Below are 21458 nucleotides of genomic sequence, written 5' to 3'. Positions count from 1 at the left end.
ATCACCCCTCCGCGTATTCCCTGGTGTCGTTTGGCACGGCTGCGGCCGTGCTTGACACGCTTTCGCGCCGGCGCCTATTATCGAGCCTGTTTTGTTCGATATATGACCTTGTGTTCGTATATAGAACATGAGGGCGGGCAAGGAAGGCGCAACAGCCGCATCGGTCGTCACTCCCAAGCCCACCTTTTACGATCCTGCGCTAAGCTGCCTTGACGTATCGGCCGCCACACCGCTGCCGTTTTGCAGCTTCCCGCGCGCGGCCGTCGGTCCCCGGGCCGATGCCTCGGGGCATCGAACCGGCGTCATCGGTGCAAGGCCGGCCGCGGCGCGGCGCAGCGCACGCAGCATCTCAACTGGAGACATCCCATGACCGAAGCATTCCTGTGCGACGCGATTCGCACCCCCATTGGCCGCTATGCGGGTTCGCTGTCATCGGTGCGCGCCGACGACTTGGGCGCGGTGCCGCTCAAGGCGCTGATGGAGCGCAACAAGAACGTCGACTGGACCGTGATCGACGACGTGATCTACGGCTGCGCGAACCAGGCCGGTGACGACAACCGCAACGTCGCGCGCATGTCGCTGCTGCTCGCGGGTCTGCCGAAGGACGTGCCGGGCTCGACGGTCAACCGTCTGTGCGGCTCGGGCATGGATGCGATCGGCATCGCCGCGCGCGCGATCAAGTCGGGCGAAGCCGCGCTGATGATCGCCGGCGGCGTCGAAAGCATGAGCCGCGCGCCGTTCGTGATGCCCAAGGCAACTAGCGCGTTCTCGCGTCAGAACGAGGTCTACGACACGACGATCGGCTGGCGTTTCGTGAACCCGCTGATGAAGAAGCTGTACGGCGTCGACTCGATGCCGGAAACCGGCGAAAACGTCGCGACCGACTACAACATCAGCCGTGCCGACCAGGACGCGTTCGCGCTGCGCAGCCAGCAGAAGGCCGCGCGCGCGCAACGCGATGGCACGCTCGCGCAGGAAATCGTCGGCGTGACGATCGCGCAGAAGAAGGGCGATCCGATCACCGTCACGCAGGACGAGCATCCGCGCGAAACGAGCCTCGAAACGCTCGCGAAGCTGAAGGGCGTCGTGCGTCCTGATGGCACGGTCACGGCCGGTAACGCATCGGGCGTGAACGACGGCGCGGCCGCGTTGCTGCTCGCCAACGAAGAAACCGCGAAGCGCTTCGGCCTCACGCCGCGCGCCCGCGTGCTCGGCGTGGCGACGGCGGGCGTGGAGCCGCGCGTAATGGGCATCGGCCCGGCGCCGGCCACGCAGAAGCTGCTCGCGCGTCTGGGCATGAAGATCGACCAGTTCGACGTGATCGAGCTGAACGAAGCGTTCGCCTCGCAAGGCATCGCCGTGCTGCGCGCGCTGGGCGTCGCCGACGACGATCCCCGCGTGAACCCGAACGGCGGCGCGATCGCGCTCGGCCACCCGCTCGGCATGAGCGGCGCGCGTCTGGTCACGACCGCGACGTATCAGCTGCAACGCACGCAGGGCCGCTTCGCGCTGTGCACGATGTGTATCGGCGTCGGCCAGGGTATTGCGATCGCGATCGAGCGCGTGTGATGCACGTGTAGCGCGACGAACATCGCAAGCGGTTTGCGACCGTTCATGTAACAGCCCCATCGTTCCTGCGATGGGGCTGTTTGCTTTTCCGCGCGGCCTCGCGCGTACAATCGTTCGCGTCGTATCGTTTGCACTAGTTGTCTTGAGGATGTGGAGTTCATGGCGGCGGGCACGAACACTGCGTAGCGCGAAGTCATACGCGGCGCTCATCACGACCGTCACGCCGGATCGAAACCCCTGTCGAGGAGAACGCGAATGAAGACAACGACGATAGGCGCAGCGTTGATGCTGGCGGCCGCGGCCACAACCCAGCCGACGCGCGCGCAGAACGACATGGCGAGCACCGCCCAGGCGGTGCTCAGCGCGGCGCAGCCGGTTCATATGACGGCCGAGATCGTCGGCATCGATGCCGGCAACCGCGCGCTGACGCTGAAGGGCTCGGGCGGCAACGTCGCGATCGTGCTCGTCAGTCAGCAGGTCGCTGGTTTCGATCAACTGAAGATCGGCGATCGCGTCGACGTGCTCTACAAGAATGCGCTGCTCACAAAGGCGGAAAAGGTCAGCGGCGCGGGCAAGGGGATTCGCGAGCGAGCCGACAAGCAGAGCTATGCGCCGGCCTCAGGCGGTTACGAATCGGCTCGACAAACCGAGGTGCTCGCGACCGTACTGAAGATCGATCATAAACAGGGCCTCGTGACGCTGCGCGGCGCCTATCAGACACAGACGTTCCAGGCCGCGCCCAACGTCGACCTGAGCGACGTGAAGGTCGGCGATACCTTGCATGCGGTGTTCGTGTCGGCCGCCGCCGTGCAGGTGACGCCAGTGGGCCAGTGAGCGGCCGGGATCGCGGCCAATTCCAGCGGCCGGGAATGTTTCGCAAACTATGTCGAAATATGTCGCGCCGTCCGACGAACGCCCGCAAAGCCTTGCCTGGCGGGCCTGAGTCGCGGTGAAACAGCGCGACATATCTTCCCTGATGATTTCCACGGTGTGTCCTTCTATAGTCCGTTCGTCGCCACGCGGCAATCACGCAAGTGGCCCGAATCCAGCAAGGACATATCGTGAAGAATCGTTCATTCGCAGGTTCCGAGAAGCTCTGCGGCAGCATGGCGCGACGCGCGCTGCGCAAGGCGGCGGTGTTCGGCGCCGCCGCCACTGTGTTCGCGCTTGGCAGCGCATCGGCGTTCGCGTGGTCGGGTCATGGCACCGCATACACGTCGCGCGGCGTCTATAACGGCGCGCACTACGGCTCGTGCGGCGGCGGTAGCTGTTCGCATGCGGGTAGGGTGGCTGGCCCCTATGGCGGCTTTGCGAGCAACACCGGCACGGTCACGCGCACGGCGCCCGGCCAGTTCTCGAACTCGGGTACCGCAACGGGCCGCTACGGCAACACGGTGCAGCACTCGGGCGACACCAACTGCGCAGGCGGTACCTGCTCGCATACCGGCACGATGACGGGCCCCGACGGCAAAACGGCGACGACGTCCGGCGACGTGACGCGCACCGCGCCGGGCCAGTATTCGTCGTCGGGCTCGATCACCGGGTCGAACGGCAATACGGTCAATCATTCGGCGTCGGCCAATTGCGCGGGTTCGACTTGCGCGCGCTCGGGCACGGTGACGGGGCCGGACAACAACAGCGTCTACCACTCCGGCACCGCGACGCGGGTCGCGCCCGGCGTCGTGACGACATCGACGAGCGTGACCGGCACGCAGGGTCACACGGTGACGTCGAGCGGTACGGTGGTCACAGGCGGCGTGGTGGTCGCGGGCGGCACCACGACGACGACCGGTACCACCGTGGTCGTCGCGCCGAAGCCGGTGGTGGTCGCGCCGCCGCCCCCGCCGCCGGTCGTCGTGCCCGCGCCGGTCGTGTACGTGCCGCCGAAGCCAGTCGTGGTGACGCCGCCGCCGGCCTATGTGCCGCCGCCGGTGGTGTACGTGCCGCCGCCGGCCGTCTATGTCGCGCCGCGTCCCGTGTACGTCGCGCCACGGGCGGCGGTGTGGGTGCCGGGCCATTGGGTCGGGCGCGTGTGGGTGCCGGCGCATTGGGCTTGACGATGGGCGCGCTCCGCAAAACGGCTGCCCTTGCGACGACCGTCGTGGCGACGTTGTTGGCAATCCACGCAGTCATCGACACCAGCGAGGCCAACGACGACCGTCGCGCGAATCCCGCCGCCAGCGTGACGAGAGACTGTTCCGCGCGCTACGCCGCGTTGCTCGATCTGGCCGAACTCGCGCGGCGTGACGGCAAATCGTCCGAGGTGGTCGTGCGTGGATTGAGACAGCAGAACGGCGCGATGAGCGAGTGCCTGCCCGCAGGCTGGGTCAGGCCTGCACCGCGATTACATTGAACGCGGCCGCGTCAGATCGCATTCCAGAAAAATCGCGCCGGGGATCGGATTGAACACGTAAGCGTCGATCGGCTCGAAACCCAGCGATGCATAGAGCCCGAGTGCCGCTTGCATAGTGGGCAGCGTGTCGAGACGCATGCGGCTATAGCCCGCTTCTTTCGCGGCCGCCAGGATACGCGTGGCGAGTTGCCGCCCCACATGCAGACCGCGTCCCGCCGGACGCACATACAGGCGCTTCATTTCGCAGATCGTGTCGTCGATTGGACGCATCGCGACACAGCCGACGATATCGCCAGGATCGTGGCCCGTGCCGTTGCTCGCGAGCAGCACGCGGCCGCGTGGCGCCACGAATTTGCCCGGCAGGCTGGCGAGTTCGTCGTCGAATTGCTGGAAGCAGAGATCGAAGCCGAGACTCTCCGCGTACTCGCGGAAGACCGTGCGTACGGCCTCGATCTGCTCGGGGAAGCGGGCAGTATGCAGATGGATCATGCGATGGGTCGGGTCATTGAACATGGAGCGGAAATCGGATCTCGAACGTGGTCCCCACGCCCTCGCGCGACGCAAACTCGATCTGTCCATCGAGCATGCGGCATAGCTCCTTGACGATCGCGAGCCCAAGACCCGCGCCCGGGATTTCCTCGCCGGCCGCGCGCTCAAACTCGTCGAACACGCGCTCGGCATCGGCGGGCGCAATGCCGACGCCGGTGTCGGACACGCGAATCGTCCAGTGTTCGGCGCCATGCATCGCGAAGCGGAATTCGACTTGTCCCGACTTCGTGTACTTGATCGCGTTGGACAACAGATTGACCGCGATCTGCTTGAGCTTCAGCCGATTCGACGTGACGACCGGCAGCGCCGCGTCGAACTCGCTGCGCAGCGCGAGTCCTTTCGCGTCGATCGACGGCTGCGTGGAAGCGATGAGTTCGTCGAATAGTTCACGCAAATCGACGTCTTCGAACACGAGCGTCGCCGTGTCGCCGAGTACGACCGAGTACTCGACCATCTGGTCGACCAGTTGCTTCATGTCGGCGGCCTGGCGGTTCGCGAGTGTCAGCGCGGCATCGGCTTGCGACGGCGCTCGCTCGATCAGTTGCAGCGCGACCGAAAACGCGTTGAGGAAATTGCGCAGATCGTGCGCAACGCTGCGCGTGATCTGCATGCGTGAATCATACAGATCGCCGACCAGCCGTTGCTTGAGCGTCAATTCGTCATTCGCGCGTTCGAGCCGGCTTGTGTATTCGTCGATCTTGCGATCGCGCTCGCCGACCACTTCCTTGATCGACGCATACCTGACCACGCTGAACGCTTCGGCGAGCAGATGCCGCGCGCGGCTCTCGTGACGGCGCGTGCACGTCCGGTCGCGTTCGACGAAGTCTTCGAGCGCTTCGACGAGCACCTGCTGAAAGAGGTCCAGTTCGCGCACCAGCTCTTCGATCCGGTAGCCTTGCTGCCAACGGACATAGCCGTGCTTCTTCGCGTCGCGCTCGATCGATGTTTCGGCGCGTTCGAGATCTTCCGCATCGAGCGCCATGCACAGTTGGTCGAGGATTTCCGGCAAATGGTCGGCCAGCTGTTGATACGTGAGCTTGTCCGCTTCGATGAGATCGGCGTCGATGGCGACGGCATCCATCCATTGCCGAGTCAGACGGCCCCGTTCCGCACGGATGAAGTTGGCGAAGTTGCGCAGCGGGCTCACGCGTCTGTCGGTCATGATGGATACCGGAATGGAGTTTCTACAACATACAAACTCGCGAACAGTTCCGAACGCCTCGATTTGGCGCGGGCACCGCAGGCCTGTTTGCGCCGGCAATCGGCCAGGTATCCGATGCGGGCCGGCAACCCGGGTCATTATCCGCGCAATTGCCGCGTGTGGAACACCTCTTGCGAGACTCTCATCAGACAAGAAGCAAGTTTCGTCAGCAAACCATGATGTATTCGATATTGCTGGTGGACGACGAACCGGAAATTCTAGCCGCATGGCGGCTGATTCTGGAAAGCGAAGGGTATGAGGTGAGTTGCGCGAGCAACGGCGCCGAAGCGCTCGCTTGTGTCGTCGCTCACGTTCCCGACCTGATCGTTACGGACTGGATCATGCCGATCATGGACGGCGCGGAGTTGTGCCGTCGTTTGAAATCGATGCCGCTATCCGTCAACGTACCGATTCTGGTCCATACCGCGGTGCCGCCGTCGGACAGCGAAGCGCAGTACTGCAGCGCATGTTTGCTGAAGCCGATCGGCGCGGATCTCTTTCTGACCACGATCGCGCAACTCTGCGCGCCACGGTGTTGATACGGCACGATTCGCCCCGATTACCGTAATGTGAGCAAGTCAAGCGCGTGCCACGTCGTCGTTCAGCACATCTGTTGAGTCGGCCTTCAGGAAATCGACGAACGCGCGCAGCGGCGCGGGCACATGACGATGGCCCGGATAGTACAGGAAGGGCCCTGAAAACCGCTGCCACCACGGTTCGAGAATCGCTTCGAGCGCGCCGCTGTCCAGATGCAAGCGCAGCATGTCTTCGAACAGGTGAATGATGCCGAGACCCGCGACCGCGCCGCTGACCGCGAGGTCGATCGCGGCGCCAGGCCGCACCAGCAGCGGTCCGGTCGGATTCAATTGCAGCAGCTCGCCATCGCGCTCGAAGTACCAGGTCGGCATCGCGCCGCTCGCGAACTGGCCGCGCAGACAGGCATGCGCGAGCAGTTCGCTGGGATGCTCCGGACGGCCGTGCGCGTCGAGATACGCAGGCGACGCGGCGGTCGCGAAGCGCTGCACGCGTGCGCCGATCGGCACCGCGATCATGTCCTGTTCGAGGCGCTCGTCGTAGCGAATGCCCGCATCGCAACCGATCGACAGCACATCGACGAAACCATCCTCCACGACGACCTCGACGCGAATGTCCGGGTACTGCTTCAAAAAGCGCGCGAGCACGTCGGGCAGCACGATGCGCGCGACGCTCGACGGCACGTTGAGCTTCAGCGTGCCGGTCGGCTTGTCGCGAAAGCCGTTCAGCACATCGAGCGCCGCTTCCATTTCGCCGAACAGCGGCGTCAGCTTCTCGATCAGACGCAGCCCGGCTTCGGTCGGCGCGACGCTGCGCGTGGTGCGGTTCAACAGGCGCAGCCCGAGTTTCGTTTCCAGACGCCGCACCGCGACGCTCAGACTCGACGCCGACACGCCGCTCACACGCGCCGCGTCGCGAAAGCCGCCCGCGCGGGAAACCGACACGAAGGCGGCCAGATCATTCAGTTCCATGGCGATTGATTGTGCAGAATTTTGAACAACCCGTACAAGTTAGACCCGTTTGTTCAACAACGCAATTCCGGCGATACTGCCGCTCATCACTTCACAAGGAGATCGTGATGCCGAACTTCAGCTCCGTCGACACTTTCGTGCTAGCCGGCCGTGCGGTGCGGCGCATGGGCTATGGCGCGATGCAGCTGGCCGGCCCCGGCGTGTTCGGGCCGCCGAAAGACCGCGACGCAGCGCTCGTGGTGCTGCGCGAGGCGGTCGCGTCGGGCGTCGACCACATCGATACCAGCGATTTTTACGGGCCGCACGTGACCAACCAGGTGATCCGCGAGGCGCTGCACCCATACCCGCGCGATCTGACGATCGTCACGAAGGTCGGTGCGGTGCGCGATAGCGCCGGTGCCTGGCTGCCGGCGCAGGAGCCCGCCGATCTCGAGCGCGCGGTGCACGACAATCTTCGCAACCTCGGGCTCGATGCGCTCGACGTGGTCAACATGCGCGTGATGGGCAACGTGCACGAGCCGAGCGAGGGCTCGATCGAAAAGCAGGTCACGGCGCTCGCCGAACTGCAGCAGCGCGGGCTCGTGCGTCATATCGGCCTGAGCAACGTGACGGCCGCGCAGATTGCCGAAGCGCAGCGCATCACGAAGGTCGTGTGCGTGCAGAACCATTACAACCTCGTGCATCGCGACGACGATGCATTGATCGATGCGCTCGCGGAGCAGGGCATTGCCTACGTGCCGTTTTTTCCGCTGGGTGGCTTTACGCCGATTCAATCGTCGGAGCTGTCGGAGCTTGCGCGCAAGCTCGAGGCGACACCGATGCAGGTCGCGCTTGCCTGGCTATTGCATCGGGCGCCTAACATTCTGCTGATTCCGGGCACGTCTTCGGTGGCACATCTGCGCGAAAACCTGCAGTCGGCGCAATTGAAGCTCAGCGACGAGGTGCTCGATCAACTGGATGCGATCGGCGCTGAAAAGGGCTGAAGGTCGGCTTTGCACGATGTGCTGTTTGCAACGGGCGACGGCGGTCGGGATCTGCCGTCGCCCGCCCGAATTGCGTTGACGGTACGGCGGCGCCCTACGGCCGATACCGCAGCGCGTCGATCAACACCACGAGCGCTCTCGACGATTGCCGGCGGCTCGGGTAATACAGGTGATAGCCCTGAAACGTCGGGCACCAATCCTTGAGGACCTGCTTTAGTTGCCCAGCGGCGACATACGGCCGCGCCAGATCTTCCGGCACATAAGCGAGGCCGCCTCCGGCGAGCGCTGCGCTCAGCATCTGTCCGGTGCCATTGAACACGAGCTGACCTTCGACGCGCACCTTCAGTTCGTGTCCATCCTTCTCGAACTCCCACGCGAACAGACCGCCGTAAGTCGGCAGGCGCAGATTGATGCAGTTGTGTTCGGTCAGGTCCTGTGGTTTTCGCGGGCGCTTGTGCTTCGCGAAGTAGCCGGGCGCGCCGACCACCGCCATGCGCAGGTCCGGCGCGATGCGCACCGCGATCATGTCTTTCGCGACCTGATCGCCGAGACGGATGCCGACGTCGTAGCGTTGCGCGACGATATCGGTCAGCCCGAAATCGATGACGACTTCCACCTTGATGTCTGGGTACTCCGGCAGCAGTTGCGCGAGCTTCGGCTGCAGGATCGTGTTCGCCGCATGCTCGTCGGTCGTGATGCGGATCGTGCCCGCGGGTTTGTCGCGCAGCTCGCCCAGCGCGGCGAGTTCTTCCTCGATCTCAATGAAGCGCGGAGCGACGCTGTTCAACAGTCGCTCGCCGGCGGGAGTCGGCGAGACGCTGCGCGTGGTGCGCGTGAGCAGACGGATGCCGAGCCGCGCTTCGAGGCCGCGCATCGTATGGCTCAGCGCCGATTGCGACACGCCGAGTTTGGCGGCCGCTTTTGTGAAGCTGCGTTCGCGGGCGACCGCGATGAACGCGAGCAGGTCGTTGAGGTTTTCGCGCGGCATTCATGAATCCCATTCATGGGTGTTTGCCGATTCTACCGGCTAGTCGCATCTGCGCGCAGCGATTAGATTTGGAAGCTACGCAGGTAGATCGAGCAGGAGCTCAGGCAATGACGAATCACTCAGAGACGAAATCGAAAGCGCAGCCCACCACGGCTCGCAATGCATTCGGCGATGTCGCACCGGCACTGGCGGACTACACCGACCGGATTCTCTTCGGCGAGGTGTGGCAGCGTCCGGGGCTGTCGCCACGCGAGCGCAGCCTGATTACGGTGGCGAGCCTCGTTGCGCTCTATCGCAGCAACGAGCTGCCGTTTCATATCGGCAAGGCGCTCGATAACGGCGTTACGCGCGACCAGCTGATCGAGCTGATCACGCACCTCGCATTTTATTCGGGCTGGCCGACCGCGAGCACCGCGCTTGCGGTGGCACGGCAGGTTTTCGCAAGCCGCGACGCCGGAGTGCGTAAAGGAGACTGACGGATGGATTACCACTATCTGGGCCGCAGCGCCCTCAAAGTGTCGCCGCTATGTCTGGGCGCGATGATGTTCGGCGGCGAGACGGACGAGGCGACATCGGCGCGCATCATCGACAAGGCCTACGATCAGGGCGTCAATTTCATCGACACGGCCGACGTCTATCACGCGGGCCGCTCCGAGGAAATCGTGGGCCGGGCGATCGCGGGACGTCGCGACGACTGGGTCGTCGCGACCAAGTTCGGCTTTCCGGCCGCGTCTGGGCCGAACCGGCAGGGGCAGTCGCGCAAGTGGATCATGCAGTCGGTCGAGGCGAGCCTGAAGCGGCTCGGCACCGACTATCTCGACATCCTGTACTTTCACCGCGCGCTCGATGATGCACCGCTCGAAGAGGGCGTGCGCGCGATCGCGGATTTGATCCGCGAGGGCAAGGTCCGTTATTTCGGCGTGTCGAATTTTCGCGGCTGGCGCATCGCCGAGATCGCGCATCTGGCCGATCAATGCGGGATCGACAGGCCCGTCGCGAGCGAGCCGCTGTACAACCTGGTCGACCGCAGCGCCGAGGTGGAGCAATTACCGGCCGCGCAACACTACGGGCTCGGCGTCGTGTCGTATAGCCCGCTCGCGCGCGGCGTGCTGAGCGGCAAATACTCGCTCGATGTGCCGCCGCCCGCCGATTCGCGCGCCGGCCGCGGCGACAAGCGCATCCAGCAAACGGAGTGGCGCCCCGAGTCGCTGAAGATCGCGCGGACCATCGCCGAACATGCGGCACGGCGCGGCACGACGTCGATAGCGTTTGCGCTGGCATGGGTGCTGCATAACCGCCTCGTCAGCAGCACGATTGCCGGGCCGCGTACCGAGGCGCACTGGGACAGCTACATGGAAGCGTTGCAATTGCAACTCGGTCCCGACGACGAACAACTCGTCGACAGTCTGGTTGCGCCGGGGCATGCATCCACGCATGGTTATACGGACCCGGGCTATCCGGTCAAAGGGCGGCGCGTATCGTGAAGCGCGCGCCGGACGCACGGAGCGATTGCACGCCGTTCAAACCGACGCCGCAATAAACTCCCGCAACCATTGATGCGCAGGATCGCGGTGCACACGCTCATGCCAAAGCATCGCCATCTCGTAGCCCGGCACCTCGACCGGCGGCTCGACCATCCGCAACGTGTCCGAGCCGCGCACGAGACGTGCGGGCAGCATCCCCACGAGATCGGTGCTCGCGAGCACCGACTGCATGAACAGGAAGTGCGGCACCGACAGCACGACCTTGCGCGCGAGCCCCACCTTTGCGAGCGTCTCGTCGGTGACGCCGAAAAAGCCGCCGCCATCGGGCGATACGATCACGTGTTCGAGCTTGCAGAACTGCGCCAGAGTGGGCCGGCGCTTCAGCTTCGGATGACCCGCGCGGCCGACCAGCACGTAGCGCTCGGCAAACAGCACGCGACGGCGCAAACCTTCGGGCGCGCCTTCGCTGGTATGAAAGCCGATATCGATGTCGCCCTGTTCGGCCTGGCGAGCGAGCCGCGGCGGCACCGCCTCGACGATCGCGAGACGCGTGCCGGGTGCCGCCGCGCGCAAGCCCGCCAGCATCGGCAGGATGATCGTCGACTCCGCATAGTCCGTTGCGGCGATGCGCCAGGTTTGCGTCGCTGCGGCCGGATCGAACGGGCTGGTTGGCGCGACCGCGCGCTGCAGTGTTTCGAGCGCTTCGCGTAGCGGCTCGCGCAGTGCCTGCGCTTTCGCGGTGGGCCGCATGCCGCGCGGTCCGGGCAATAGCAGCGGATCGCCGAATACGTCGCGCAGTTTCGCCAGATGCACGCTGACTGACGGCTGCGAGAAGTTCAGCCGTTCGGCGGCGCGAGTCACGTTGTGCTCTTCGAGCAGCACATCGAGCGTGACCAGCAGGTTCAGGTCGAGTCTTCTGAGATTAACCACGGCAATACCTGACATATTCGGAATTCATTTCCAATATACCTCGGCGATGACTATCGTGACTGTTTTCAGCCACGAAGGTCTCGTCATGAACGTTCTTATCATCTATGCGCATCCCGAACCGAAATCGTTGAACGGTTCGCTGAAAGATTTCGCGGTCCGCCATCTTGAGCGCGCCGGCCATACGGTGCAGGTGTCCGATCTCTACGCAATGAAGTGGAAAGCGTCGCTCGATGCGCACGACACCCGCGAGCGTCATAGCGCCGAGCGCTTTTTCGCGTCGCTCGAATCGAAGCATGCGTTCGAGAACGGTTTGCAGAGCGAGGACATCGCGCGGGAGCAGGACAAGCTGAAGTGGGCCGATGCGGTGATCCTGCAGTTTCCGCTGTGGTGGTTCTCGATGCCGGCGATCATGAAGGGCTGGGTGGAGCGCGTCTATGCGTACGGTCTCGCGTATGGCGTCGGCGAACATTCCGATGCGCGCTGGGGCGAGCGTTACGGCGAGGGCCGTTTCGCGGGCAAGCGCGCGATGCTGGTCGTCACGACGGGCGGCTGGGAGTCGCACTACAGCGCGCGTGGCATCAACGGTCCGATCGACGACGTGCTGTTCCCGATCCAGCACGGCGTGCTGTATTACCCCGGCTTCGACGTATTGCCGCCGTTCGTCGTCTATCGCACGAGCCGTGTCGACGACGCGAAGTACGCCGAGGTCAGCGCGGCGCTCGGGCGACGGCTCGACACGCTATGGACGACCGCGCCGATCGCGTTCCGGCCGCAGAACGGCGGTGCGTATGAGATTCCGGCGCTCACATTGCGGGACGATCTGGCGCCGGGGCAGGTCGGGTTTGCCGTGCACGTCGAAGATGTCGGCGCGGCGAGCGCAACGCAAGCGAACGAAGCGGCGGAAGCCTGACTGGATCGTATGTTTCGCTGAAATTTGGTTGTAAGTCGCCATTGCTAGAGTCGTCGGCGTACACAGGCCGAAGCATGCCAGGACGGCTTTATTCTGGATGCCTGACGAAGGTAAGCAGCCGGAGCGTAGCTGAATCGAGCGGAAGGGCGACCCACCATGAATCCAGTTCGTAGGTTCTGGCTCATTTTGATGCTGATCGCATCGCCGGCGTGGGCGTTCCAGTCGCGCGTCGTCACGATCCCGAGCGCGGCGATGCATCGTACGTTCGACGCCACCGTCGTGCTGCCCGATCAGTACGCGCGCGGCAACCAGGCCGCGCGCTTTCCGGTCGTCTATGTGCTGCACGGCTCAGGCGGCGACTACACGGACTGGACCGCGAATTCGCATATCGGCAAGCTCGCCGATCGCTATCACGTGATCCTCGTGATGCCCGACGGCGGCCGCGATAGCTGGTACATCGATAGTCCCGTCGATCCGCGCAGTCGTTACGAAACCTACGTGGGCACCGAAGTGGTGCGCTATATCGACAGCCATTTCCGCACGATCGCGACGAGGCAGGCGCGCGCGATCACGGGCTTGAGCATGGGTGGATTCGGCGCGCTACGCATCGCGCTCGACATGCCCGATGCGTTCGGCGCGGCGGGCAGCATCAGCGGTGCGGTGGACCCGCGCAGCAGCGAGGACGAGCCCGGCATCGCACGGGTGTTCGGCGACCCGTCCCAACATGCGGACTTCTGGGATAGCGAAGCGATCGTCGCCAGCGCGGAGGATTTCGGCCGCGACCATATCGCACTGACGATCGATTGCGGCGTGAACGACTCGCTCGTGCAGTCGAACCGTCTGCTGCACGAGCGGCTCGTCGAACTCGGCGTGCCGCACGATTACGCCGAGCGGCCCGGCGGCCATACATGGAAGTACTGGTCGAACGCGGTCAAATACCAGGTGCTGTTCTTTGCCGGCACGTTCAGACAGGCGGCGCGCGAAATGCGTGACGCACGCGCCGCGGCCGCGGCCGCGGCTTGAGCGGCGCACGCGGCTGTCCGCGTCAATCGATTCCGTGAAATACCGCGTCGTCCGGTCCCAGGTAGACAGGCGGGCGCCACGTGGCATCGCGCATCGAATGCTGGACCTGTTTGTCAACGCCGAGCAGTACCGCGAAAATCGCCATCCGCACCGGAATGCCGTTGTCGGTCTGCCGGAAAATCGCGAGCCGTGAATCGTGATTGAGGTCGGTGCTCAGATCGTTCGCGCCGGGCCGGCTGTCGCGCGGCAGCGGGTGCATGATCAGCGTGTCGGCGCCGCACATGCTATCGACGAGCGCCTGGTTGATCTGGAAGTCGGGCGTGTAGCCTTCGAACGATTCGTCGGCGAAGCGCTCCTTCTGGATGCGCGTCGCATACACGACGTCGGCGCCGCGCAGACCGGTGCGCAGGTCATGCGTCTGTTCGATCACGTGACCATTGCGCGAAATCTGCTCGACGATATAGCCCGGCATTTCGAGCATCGGCGGCGAAATCAGCGTGAACTTGATGCCGCGATACAGCGCCAGCAGCTTCACGAGCGAATGCACGGTGCGTCCGTACTTGAGGTCGCCGACCAGCGCGATGTGCGCGCCGTCGACGATCTTGCCCAGGCGCGAGAACTCACGCTGGATCGTGTACAGATCGAGCAGCGCCTGGCTCGGATGCTCGCCGGGACCGTCGCCGCCGTTGATCACCGGCACGTTGGTCGCGCGCGCGAATTCGGCCACGGACCCTTGCTCCGGGTGGCGGATCACCAGCGCGTCGACATAGCCGCTCATCACGCGGCTCGTGTCGTAGATCGATTCGCCCTTCGCCATCGAGGAAAACGTGAAGCCGGTGGTGTCGCACACCGAGCCGCCGAGCCGGCAGAACGCCGCGCCGAAGCTCACGCGGGTACGGGTGCTCGCCTCGAAGAACAGATTGCCGAGTACCGCGCCTTCGAGCACACGCGAGATTTTGCGGCGCCGCGCGATCGGCTGCATGATGTCGGCGACGCGAAAGAGCGCCTCGACCGAGTCGCGCGAAAACTGATCGACCGACAGCAACTGCGGCTTGCCCTCGAACAGCATCTGGCTTGCAAGCGATTGCGAGTCTACGCTTTGCGTATATCCTTCGCCCGGCTCCGTATTGGCGACGATCTCCGACACGAAGCGCTCGACGATTTCCGGCATCGCCCGCGATTCCTGCGAGTCGTCCGGCAGCAGCCACGTATCCAGCGCCCGGCGCGACACGCCGATGCGGTTAGCGAACGTATCGCGCGTCATGTTCAGGCGACGCATCGCATCGCGTAGGAAGGCTTGTTGCGGAACGCTCATGAGGGCACCTGTCGCAAGTGTAGGGATCGGCGGGAGTCAGACAGCAAAATGCGTTGATGTACGCGGTGCGTATATTAGTTTCCGGCGCGTAGATGTCAAGCGTTTTCGTCCGCGAGCTGCTTCGTGAGGCGCCGAAGGCCCCGCCGCGCGGGTTTCGCGGTTACACTGCGGCTCATGCACTCCGGCCCTATGTTCCCGCTCCGTTCGTCGACCTTCGCCCGCGCCGCTCTGGCGAGCGCGGCGGTTGCACGCGCGAACGGCGTTTCGCGTAACGTCGGCGCCAAAGCCAAAAAACAGCCGCTCATCTGACCGGAGCGCGCAGTTCCGTCGTCAGATGTGCGACGGAACGACCGGTCGACCGCCCGCCTGCGGCTTTCTCCTGTGTTCTGCCTCGCACCGCTGACCCGGATTCGATACGGTCGTCTTCGAGGTAGAAAACATGTCTGATTTCTCGGGTATCTGGATTCCGCTGATTACGCCGTTCGCCGACGGCGCCGTCGATCACGCCGCGTTGCGCGCGCTGGTGCGCCGCTATGCGGACGCCGGCGTGGCTGGGCTCGTCGCGCTCGGCACGACCGGCGAGCCCGCCACGCTCGACGCCGCCGAACAGGACGCCGTGCTCGCGACGATTCTCGACGCCGCGCAGGCCGACGCCAACGCCGCCGAGGCCACCGACGCGCAGCGGCGTCCGTTGCCTATGCTGGTCGGCGTCTCGGGCAATCACACGGCGAGCATGCTCGCACGGATCGAGCAGTTGAATTCGTTGCCGATTGCCGGCGTGCTGATCGCCGCGCCGTATTACACGCGGCCCGCGCAGGCCGGCATCGTCGCGCACTTCAGCGCGCTAGCCGACACGAGCGCGCATCCGGTCGTGCTCTACGACATTCCGCAGCGCACCGGCGTGCGGCTCGAACTCGACACGCTGCTGACGCTCGCCGCGCATCCGCGAATTGAGGCGATCAAGGATTGCGCCGGTTCGCTAGACACGACGCTCGCGCTGATTCGCGACGGCCGTCTGCAGGTGCTCGCGGGCAACGACCTCGAGGTCTTCTCGACGGTGTGCGCGGGTGGCAGTGGAGCGATCGCGGCGTCCGCGCATTGGCGGCCCGAGCGTTTCGTCGCGCTGTACCGCGCGTTGACGGAGGGCAAGCTCGACGAAGGACGGCGCATTTTTCACGCGCTCGTGCCGCAGATCCAGCTCGCGTTCGCGGAACCAAATCCCGCGCCGATGAAGGCGCTGCTCGCGGCGACGGGGTGGGTGCGCAATGAATTGCGCTTGCCGATGACGCGCGCGAGCGCGGCGTTGACTGAACGGCTCGCGGCGTTGGGGGAGACGCTGCCTAGATAGCCACTCCGCTCGCGCCCATCGTTCTGCTGCGTAGCATGGCGCCGAAGTCGTCGGCGCTGACTGGCTTGCCGAGCAGGTAGCCCTGCATTTCGTCGCACATCATCGAGCGCAGCTTGTCGAGCTGCGATTGAGTCTCGACGCCCTCGGCGACTACGTCCATTTCGAGTGAGTGCGCGAGCGCGATGATCGCCGACACGATCGCGCTGCCCGCCGCGCCGTTCGCGTCGAGACCGTGGGTGAAGAAGCGGTCGATCTTCAGCTGCTTCACCTGAAAGCGCTGCAGATAGGCGAGGCTCGAGTAACCGGTGCCGAAGTCGTCGATCGAAATGTCGAAGCCGCTCGCCTGAAACGCTCGGATCACTTCGACGGTGCGCGCGGCGTCCTGCATCGCGACGCTCTCGGTGATCTCGAACATGATCTGCTCGCACGCGACACCCTCGTTCCTGACGATCTCCTGGATCGTCTCGACGAGGTCCGGCTGCAGCAACTGGCGCGGCGACAGATTGATCGCCACCTTCATCGCCGGCAGGCCCTGTTCGATCCAGCCGCGAATGCGCCGGCAGGTCTCGCGCACGACCCAGTAGCCGATCTGCACAATCTGCCCGGAGCGCTCGGCGACCGGGATGAATTCGGCCGGCGTAAGCGCCCCCAGCTCCGGATCGTGCAGGCGGATCAGCGCCTCGGCGCCCGCGAGCGCGTCGCCGCCGTGCTGAAACTTCGGCTGGAACAGCAGCGAAAAACGCTCGTTCGCGAAGGCGTCGTGCAGCACTTGCTGGATCTGCAGCGTGCGCGTGGCGGCCTCGTTCATGCTGCGCTCGAAGAAGCGGTAGGTGCCGCGGCCGGCGCGCTTCGCTTCGTACATCGCGGCGTCCGCGTGCTGGAGCAGCGTCTCGACGCTTTCGCCATCGCGCGGATAGAGCGCAATGCCGATGCTCGGCATCACCTGCAGCGGTTGTTCGTCGCTCCACGTGCCCTGGCGCATCCGCTCGAGCACGCCGTCGGCGAGCGCGGCCGCGTCCTCGCCGCAGGTAAGATGTTCCGCGAGCACGACGAACTCGTCGCCGCCGAGCCGCGCGACGGTGTCGCTCGAACGCACGCATTGCTGCAGACGTTGCGCGAAGGCGGACAGCACCGCGTCGCCGGCCGAGTGACCGAGCGAATCGTTGATCGTCTTGAAGCCGTCGAGATCCATGAACAGCACCGCGAACGACGAGCGCTGGCGGCGCGCGACGCTAATCGCGCGCTCGATCCGCTCGGTCAGCGTCGCGCGGTTCGGCAGGCCCGTCAGCACGTCGAGCGTCGCGAGCCGCACGATCTGGCCGTTCAGCTTCGACACCGCGCCGAGTAGGAAGGTGGTGCGCACGTCGAAGCGCGACAGCATCAGCGTGACGATCAGCACCGCGAACGTGAGCAGGATCACCGCGGTGGCGAGCCATTGCGCGTCCATGTCGTTGGCCGCGCCGCAGATCGCACCGGGCGCGAAATCCGCGGCGCCCATCGCCGTATAGTGCATGCCGCTGATCGCGACGCCCATCACCAGCGCCGCGGCCAGACGTTTGCGCGCGATATGACGCTCGTGTTCATTGCTGAGCGCGCGCGCCATCCACAGCGCGGCGCTCGATGCGCCGATCGCGATCCCGATCGAGGCCGCGAACCATACAGGCTGATAGTGGATGGCGGGCGCCATGCGCAGCGCCGCCATTCCGGTGTAGTGCATGCCGGCGATACCGATTCCCATCACCACGCCGCCCGCCAGCAGCCGGGCCGGCGTCAGGCGTTGCTGGGTCGTCAGGAAGAGCGCCAGATACGAAGCGCCGATCGCGAGCGCCAGCGAACAGGCGGTCACCGCGATGTCGTAGCCGAGCGGGATCGGCAGCGAGAACGCGAGCATTGCGACGAAGTGCATCGACCAGATGCCGACGCCGAGCGCGAACGCGCCGCCGAGCCGCCAGGCATGCCGCCGGCGCGCCGAGGCGAGCAGGAAGATGCGGCCCGTCAGATCGAGCGCGGTGTACGACGCGAGCGTCGCGACCGCGAACGAAATCGCCACGAGCCATAAATTGTAAGAACTCTGCATGTTGGGTCCGCCGCGCGAGGAATGCGGCTTGACATCTTATCGGCACTCTTAGCATTTTGTTTAACTTATTTGCGCCTTTCCAACAGGGGCCAAAACGGGCTCGCAGACGAAGGCGGAGCCGCACTGGAAGGCTTGTCCGAGGGCGGGCCGCGCTATGCGGCGGAGCGCGGGTCGGACGACGGATTGGCGTCCTGACGGCTGAGCGCGAAGCCCTCGTCGAGCCAGCCGGTGACGCCGCCCGCCATCAGCTTGACGGGCCGCCCAAGCCGGGCGAGCCGTAGTGCGCCGCGCGCCGCGCCGTTGCAGTGCGGGCCCGCGCAGTAGGTGACGAACAGCGTGTCCGGCGCATAGGCCGCGAGCTTCGACGCGACGATCTTGCCGTGCGGCAGATTCAGCGCGCCTGGCACGTGGCCCTGCGCGAACAGCGCGAGACTGCGCACGTCGAGCAGCACGAAGCCGGGCGCGCCGCTCGCGAGCGCGGCGTGGACGTCGGCGCAATCGGTTTCGAAGCGCAGCGACGCGTGGAAGTGCGCGATCGCGGCGGCGCTGTCGGCGGCGGGAATCGCGGTGACGGCGTTCGGGGCGGTGGTGAGGTTGTCGTGAGTCATGGCAAGGAACGAGGAGTTGATCGGGCGGTCTGGTGGCCGAGTCGATTGTGACGAGCGGCGGGTCAGCTGGTAAGTGGCGTGATCGTCAATCTTCGGTAACATTTCGCCATGCACAATCATCTCGTCGTCGCGCTGGCCTACGACCGGCTTTGCACCTTCGAATTCGGCTGCGTGACCGAACTGTTCGCGCTCGAGCGTCCCGAGCTCGGCGTGCCGTGGTATCGCTTCGCAGTCTGCGCAGGCGAGCCCGGTCCGATCCGTGCGGCGGGCGGCATCACGCTGGCCGCGCCGTACACGCTGAAGCTGCTCGCGAGCGCCGACACGATCGTGATTCCGGGTTGGCGCGATGCCGACGAAGTGCCGCCGGCCGCGCTGCTGCGCAGGCTCCGCGCGGCCTATGAGCGCGGCGCGCGGCTGTGCTCGATCTGCTCGGGCGTGTTCGTGCTCGCGGCGGCCGGCGTGCTCGACGGCAAGACCGTGACGACCCACTGGCGCTACGCGGACAAGTTGCAGCAGCGCTATCCGCAACTGCGCGTGCGGGCCGACGCGCTGTATGTCGATGAAGGGCAGGTGATCACGTCGGCGGGATCGGCGGCCGGGCTCGACATGCTGCTGCATCTGGTGCGGCGCGATCATGGCAGCGCGGTCGCGAATCGGGTCGCGCAACGGCTCGTGGTGCCGCCGCACCGCGAGGGTGGCCAGGCGCAGTTCGTGCCGCGTCCGATGCCGCACGACGAAAGCGGACGGATCGCGAAGCTGATGGACTGGATGCGCGGCCATGCGGCCGAGCCGCATACGCTGAGCTCGCTGGCCACGCGGGCGGCAATGAGCCCGCGCACGCTGCAACGGCAGTTCCGCGACGCGACCGGCATGGCGCCTTATGAATGGCTCGTCAGGGAGCGCGTCGCGCTTGCCCGTGAGTTGCTCGAAGCGGCGAGGCCGCTGCCGATGGCGCGTGTCGCCGAGCTGGCGGGGTTCGGCTCGGAGGAGTCGTTGCGGCGGCATTTTCGGCGGATCGCGTTGACGAGTCCCGGGGCGTATCGGCGCAGGTTTGGTGGAGAGGGGTGAGCGCCGCGCGGAGCTCGTCGTGACCGCGATCAACGATGCTCAACGCGCCGGGTTCGCTGCATGCGCACCGAACCCGGCATTGAATTCGCGGCACGCGCCGAGGTCACAGCAGCAGGCACGCAGCTCACGTCGAGCTTGCTCATTCAACGGAACCCGCTATGTCCGACATCGCAAAGATCATCGCCAGTTTCAACGCCGGGCGCGACCCCGAACGGCTCGCGATGAAATACAAAGCCATGCGCGGTTCGCCGTTCGTGTTTCTGCGCGGCACCTGTCATCTGTTCTATCAGCGACTGCCGCGCGCGAGCGTGCTCGACGACGCGCCGCACGTGTGGATCTGCGGCGACATGCACCTCGAAAATTTCGGCAGCTACAAGGGCGACAATCGCCTCGTCTACTTCGATAACAACGACTTCGATGAAGCCTGTCTCGCACCGGCTCCGTACGAACTGGTGCGTCTGTTGACGAGCGTGCTGGTCGGCGCGGCCGACCTGAAGCTGAGCCGCGCCGAAGCGCTCGCGCTATGCCACACCGCGCTCGATGCCTACGGCGCCGCGCTCGCCTACGGCAAGTCGCGCTGGATCGAAGCGGAGACCGCGGTCGGCATGGTGCGCGATCTGTTCGTCGCGCTCGCGCCGCGCATCTGGACCGGCGCACGGTGCTCAAGGGCAAGACGCGCATGCTGAAGGTCGACGGCAAGAAAGCGCTGCCGGTCAGCGATGAGCGGCGCGCGGCGGTCGTGCAGTTCATGCAGCGGTTCGCGGCGACCGAGCCGAATCCCGACTTCTACCGCACGCTCGATGTCGCGCGACGCATCGCGGGCACGGGCAGCCTCGGTGTCGATCGCTACGTGATTCTGGTCGAGGGCAAGGGCTCGCCCGATGGCAACTACCTGATCGATCTGAAAGAGGCGCTGTCATCGTCGGTCAGTGCGCACGTGAAGGCAACGCAGCCGAACTGGCAAACCGAGGCGCAGCGCGTCGTCGAGGTGCAGCGGCGCAATCAGGCGGTCTCGCAGGCCTTTTTGCACGCGGTCGAATTCAATCAGCGCTCCTATGTGCTGCGCGGTTTGCAGCCATCGGAAGATCGCGTCGCCCTTGCCGACTGGGACGGCAAGCTGCCACGGCTCGAAGCGGTGATCAACAGCATGGCCGAGTTGAGCGCGTGGGCGCATCTGCGCAGCGGAGGACGGCAGAAGTCGGCGATCGCGGACGATCTGATCGCGTTTGGCAGTCGGCGCGATTGGCAACTGCCGTTGATCGATCTGGCCACGCAGTGCGAGGCACAGGTCGCGGCGGATTGGAAGGCTTATTGCGAGGCTTTTGATCGGGGGAGTTTCGAGGCGAGCGGCGCGGGCCAGTAGACGATCTTCGTCTCGCCAGCCTGCGAGAGCGTTAGCGCCGCTGACGGCGTCGCGGTGATCGGCGCCGCTCGATGACGAGCTGGGAAGTTGCGCGAGTCAGGCCCGCTCGCGATTGACGAAGCGGGAAACGCAGCAGGATCACGTGCGCGCGGGCCGTCCGGTCCGCGCGTCGAAAGTCGCGTTG

General features: G+C 65.3%; 20 protein-coding genes and 1 pseudogene. 13 read left to right on the top strand and 8 right to left on the bottom strand.

Annotated elements, in window-relative coordinates; all coding sequences use genetic code 11:
• The first annotated feature begins 366 nt into the window (after positions 1-366).
• From pcaF to AB4Y34_RS09805, 4 genes are all read left to right on the top strand, one after another.
• Positions 367-1569, top strand: a complete 1203-nt coding sequence (gene pcaF / locus AB4Y34_RS09820; protein ID WP_176381047.1) for a 3-oxoadipyl-CoA thiolase — start codon at positions 367-369, stop codon at positions 1567-1569.
• Between the two features lie 255 nt (positions 1570-1824).
• Positions 1825-2403, top strand: coding sequence for a hypothetical protein (locus tag AB4Y34_RS09815; protein WP_368715901.1), 579 nt, complete (start codon positions 1825-1827; stop codon positions 2401-2403).
• Positions 2404-2675: 272 nt separating this feature from the next.
• Positions 2676-3626: a hypothetical protein gene (locus tag AB4Y34_RS09810; RefSeq protein WP_368716049.1), complete on the top strand. Its 951-nt coding sequence runs from the start codon at positions 2676-2678 to the stop codon at positions 3624-3626.
• 2 nt (positions 3627-3628) lie between these two features.
• Positions 3629-3922, top strand: coding sequence for a hypothetical protein (locus AB4Y34_RS09805; RefSeq protein ID WP_176381045.1), 294 nt, complete (start codon positions 3629-3631; stop codon positions 3920-3922).
• Here the strand turns inward: AB4Y34_RS09805 and AB4Y34_RS09800 are convergent.
• A complete protein-coding gene (locus AB4Y34_RS09800) occupies positions 3914-4411 on the bottom strand; it encodes a GNAT family N-acetyltransferase (protein WP_368715900.1) in 498 nt (165 codons plus the stop codon). The two genes, AB4Y34_RS09805 and AB4Y34_RS09800, sit on opposite strands and share 9 nt — an antisense overlap.
• A gap of 13 nt (positions 4412-4424) precedes the next feature.
• Positions 4425-5633 (bottom strand): sensor histidine kinase, encoded by a 1209-nt coding sequence (locus AB4Y34_RS09795; protein WP_368715899.1) that lies wholly within the window; start codon positions 5631-5633, stop codon positions 4425-4427.
• 215 nt (positions 5634-5848) lie between these two features.
• Here AB4Y34_RS09795 and AB4Y34_RS09790 point away from each other — a divergent pair, with 215 nt between their 5' ends.
• Complete coding sequence (locus AB4Y34_RS09790) at positions 5849-6211, top strand: response regulator (RefSeq protein WP_176381042.1); 363 nt, start codon at positions 5849-5851, stop codon at positions 6209-6211.
• A gap of 39 nt (positions 6212-6250) precedes the next feature.
• On the opposite strand, the gene AB4Y34_RS09785 is transcribed toward AB4Y34_RS09790, so the two are convergent.
• Positions 6251-7177, bottom strand: a complete 927-nt coding sequence (locus AB4Y34_RS09785) for a LysR family transcriptional regulator (protein ID WP_176381041.1) — start codon at positions 7175-7177, stop codon at positions 6251-6253.
• A gap of 107 nt (positions 7178-7284) precedes the next feature.
• Here AB4Y34_RS09785 and AB4Y34_RS09780 point away from each other — a divergent pair, with 107 nt between their 5' ends.
• Positions 7285-8160, top strand: coding sequence for an aldo/keto reductase family oxidoreductase (locus tag AB4Y34_RS09780; protein WP_368715898.1), 876 nt, complete (start codon positions 7285-7287; stop codon positions 8158-8160).
• Positions 8161-8254: 94 nt separating this feature from the next.
• Here AB4Y34_RS09780 and AB4Y34_RS09775 read toward each other — a convergent pair whose 3' ends face one another.
• The gene (locus tag AB4Y34_RS09775; protein WP_176381039.1) at positions 8255-9148 is read right to left on the bottom strand and encodes a LysR family transcriptional regulator; all 894 of its coding nucleotides are present in this window, start codon (positions 9146-9148) and stop codon (positions 8255-8257) included.
• A gap of 107 nt (positions 9149-9255) precedes the next feature.
• On the opposite strand from AB4Y34_RS09775, the gene AB4Y34_RS09770 reads away from it, so the two are divergent.
• Together AB4Y34_RS09770 and AB4Y34_RS09765 are read left to right on the top strand one after the other, a co-directional pair.
• The gene (locus AB4Y34_RS09770) at positions 9256-9624 is read left to right on the top strand and encodes a carboxymuconolactone decarboxylase family protein (RefSeq protein WP_176381038.1); all 369 of its coding nucleotides are present in this window, start codon (positions 9256-9258) and stop codon (positions 9622-9624) included.
• A 3-nt stretch (positions 9625-9627) separates the two neighbouring features.
• Positions 9628-10632, top strand: a complete 1005-nt coding sequence (locus AB4Y34_RS09765) for an aldo/keto reductase (protein ID WP_368715897.1) — start codon at positions 9628-9630, stop codon at positions 10630-10632.
• A 36-nt stretch (positions 10633-10668) separates the two neighbouring features.
• On the opposite strand, the gene AB4Y34_RS09760 is transcribed toward AB4Y34_RS09765, so the two are convergent.
• A complete protein-coding gene (locus tag AB4Y34_RS09760; RefSeq protein WP_368622056.1) occupies positions 10669-11577 on the bottom strand; it encodes a LysR family transcriptional regulator in 909 nt (302 codons plus the stop codon).
• A gap of 70 nt (positions 11578-11647) precedes the next feature.
• Between AB4Y34_RS09760 and AB4Y34_RS09755 the strand changes: the two genes are divergently transcribed.
• Together AB4Y34_RS09755 and AB4Y34_RS09750 are read left to right on the top strand one after the other, a co-directional pair.
• Positions 11648-12472 carry an NAD(P)H-dependent oxidoreductase gene (locus AB4Y34_RS09755; RefSeq protein WP_368715896.1) on the top strand — a complete coding sequence of 275 codons (825 nt, stop codon included), beginning with the start codon at positions 11648-11650 and terminating at the stop codon, positions 12470-12472.
• A 156-nt stretch (positions 12473-12628) separates the two neighbouring features.
• A complete protein-coding gene (locus tag AB4Y34_RS09750; protein WP_368715895.1) occupies positions 12629-13495 on the top strand; it encodes an alpha/beta hydrolase in 867 nt (288 codons plus the stop codon).
• A 22-nt stretch (positions 13496-13517) separates the two neighbouring features.
• Here the strand turns inward: AB4Y34_RS09750 and AB4Y34_RS09745 are convergent, their stop codons facing one another.
• Positions 13518-14810, bottom strand: a complete 1293-nt coding sequence (locus AB4Y34_RS09745) for an aspartate carbamoyltransferase (RefSeq protein ID WP_176381033.1) — start codon at positions 14808-14810, stop codon at positions 13518-13520.
• Between the two features lie 439 nt (positions 14811-15249).
• Between AB4Y34_RS09745 and dapA the strand changes: the two genes are divergently transcribed.
• Positions 15250-16158, top strand: coding sequence for a 4-hydroxy-tetrahydrodipicolinate synthase (dapA, locus tag AB4Y34_RS09740; RefSeq protein ID WP_368715894.1), 909 nt, complete (start codon positions 15250-15252; stop codon positions 16156-16158).
• On the opposite strand, the gene AB4Y34_RS09735 is transcribed toward dapA, so the two are convergent.
• On the bottom strand, positions 16151-18235 hold the full coding sequence (locus AB4Y34_RS09735; protein WP_368715893.1) for a putative bifunctional diguanylate cyclase/phosphodiesterase: 2085 nt from the start codon (positions 18233-18235) through the stop codon (positions 16151-16153). The genes dapA and AB4Y34_RS09735 overlap by 8 nt on opposite strands.
• 152 nt (positions 18236-18387) lie before the next feature.
• Complete coding sequence (locus AB4Y34_RS09730; RefSeq protein WP_368715892.1) at positions 18388-18843, bottom strand: rhodanese-like domain-containing protein; 456 nt, start codon at positions 18841-18843, stop codon at positions 18388-18390.
• Positions 18844-18951: 108 nt separating this feature from the next.
• Here AB4Y34_RS09730 and ftrA point away from each other — a divergent pair, with 108 nt between their 5' ends.
• On the top strand, positions 18952-19911 hold the full coding sequence (ftrA, locus tag AB4Y34_RS09725; RefSeq protein ID WP_176381031.1) for a transcriptional regulator FtrA: 960 nt from the start codon (positions 18952-18954) through the stop codon (positions 19909-19911).
• Between the two features lie 158 nt (positions 19912-20069).
• Positions 20070-21274, top strand: a pseudogene (locus tag AB4Y34_RS09720) (DUF2252 domain-containing protein).
• The last annotated feature ends 184 nt before the right edge of the window (positions 21275-21458 follow it).

Source organism: Paraburkholderia sp. BR10954 (genome assembly GCF_040965775.1).
Taxonomy (GTDB): domain Bacteria; phylum Pseudomonadota; class Gammaproteobacteria; order Burkholderiales; family Burkholderiaceae; genus Paraburkholderia; species Paraburkholderia youngii.
The sequence above is the reverse complement of the archived record's forward strand: the minus strand, read 5'-3'. Positions and strand labels throughout refer to the sequence as shown.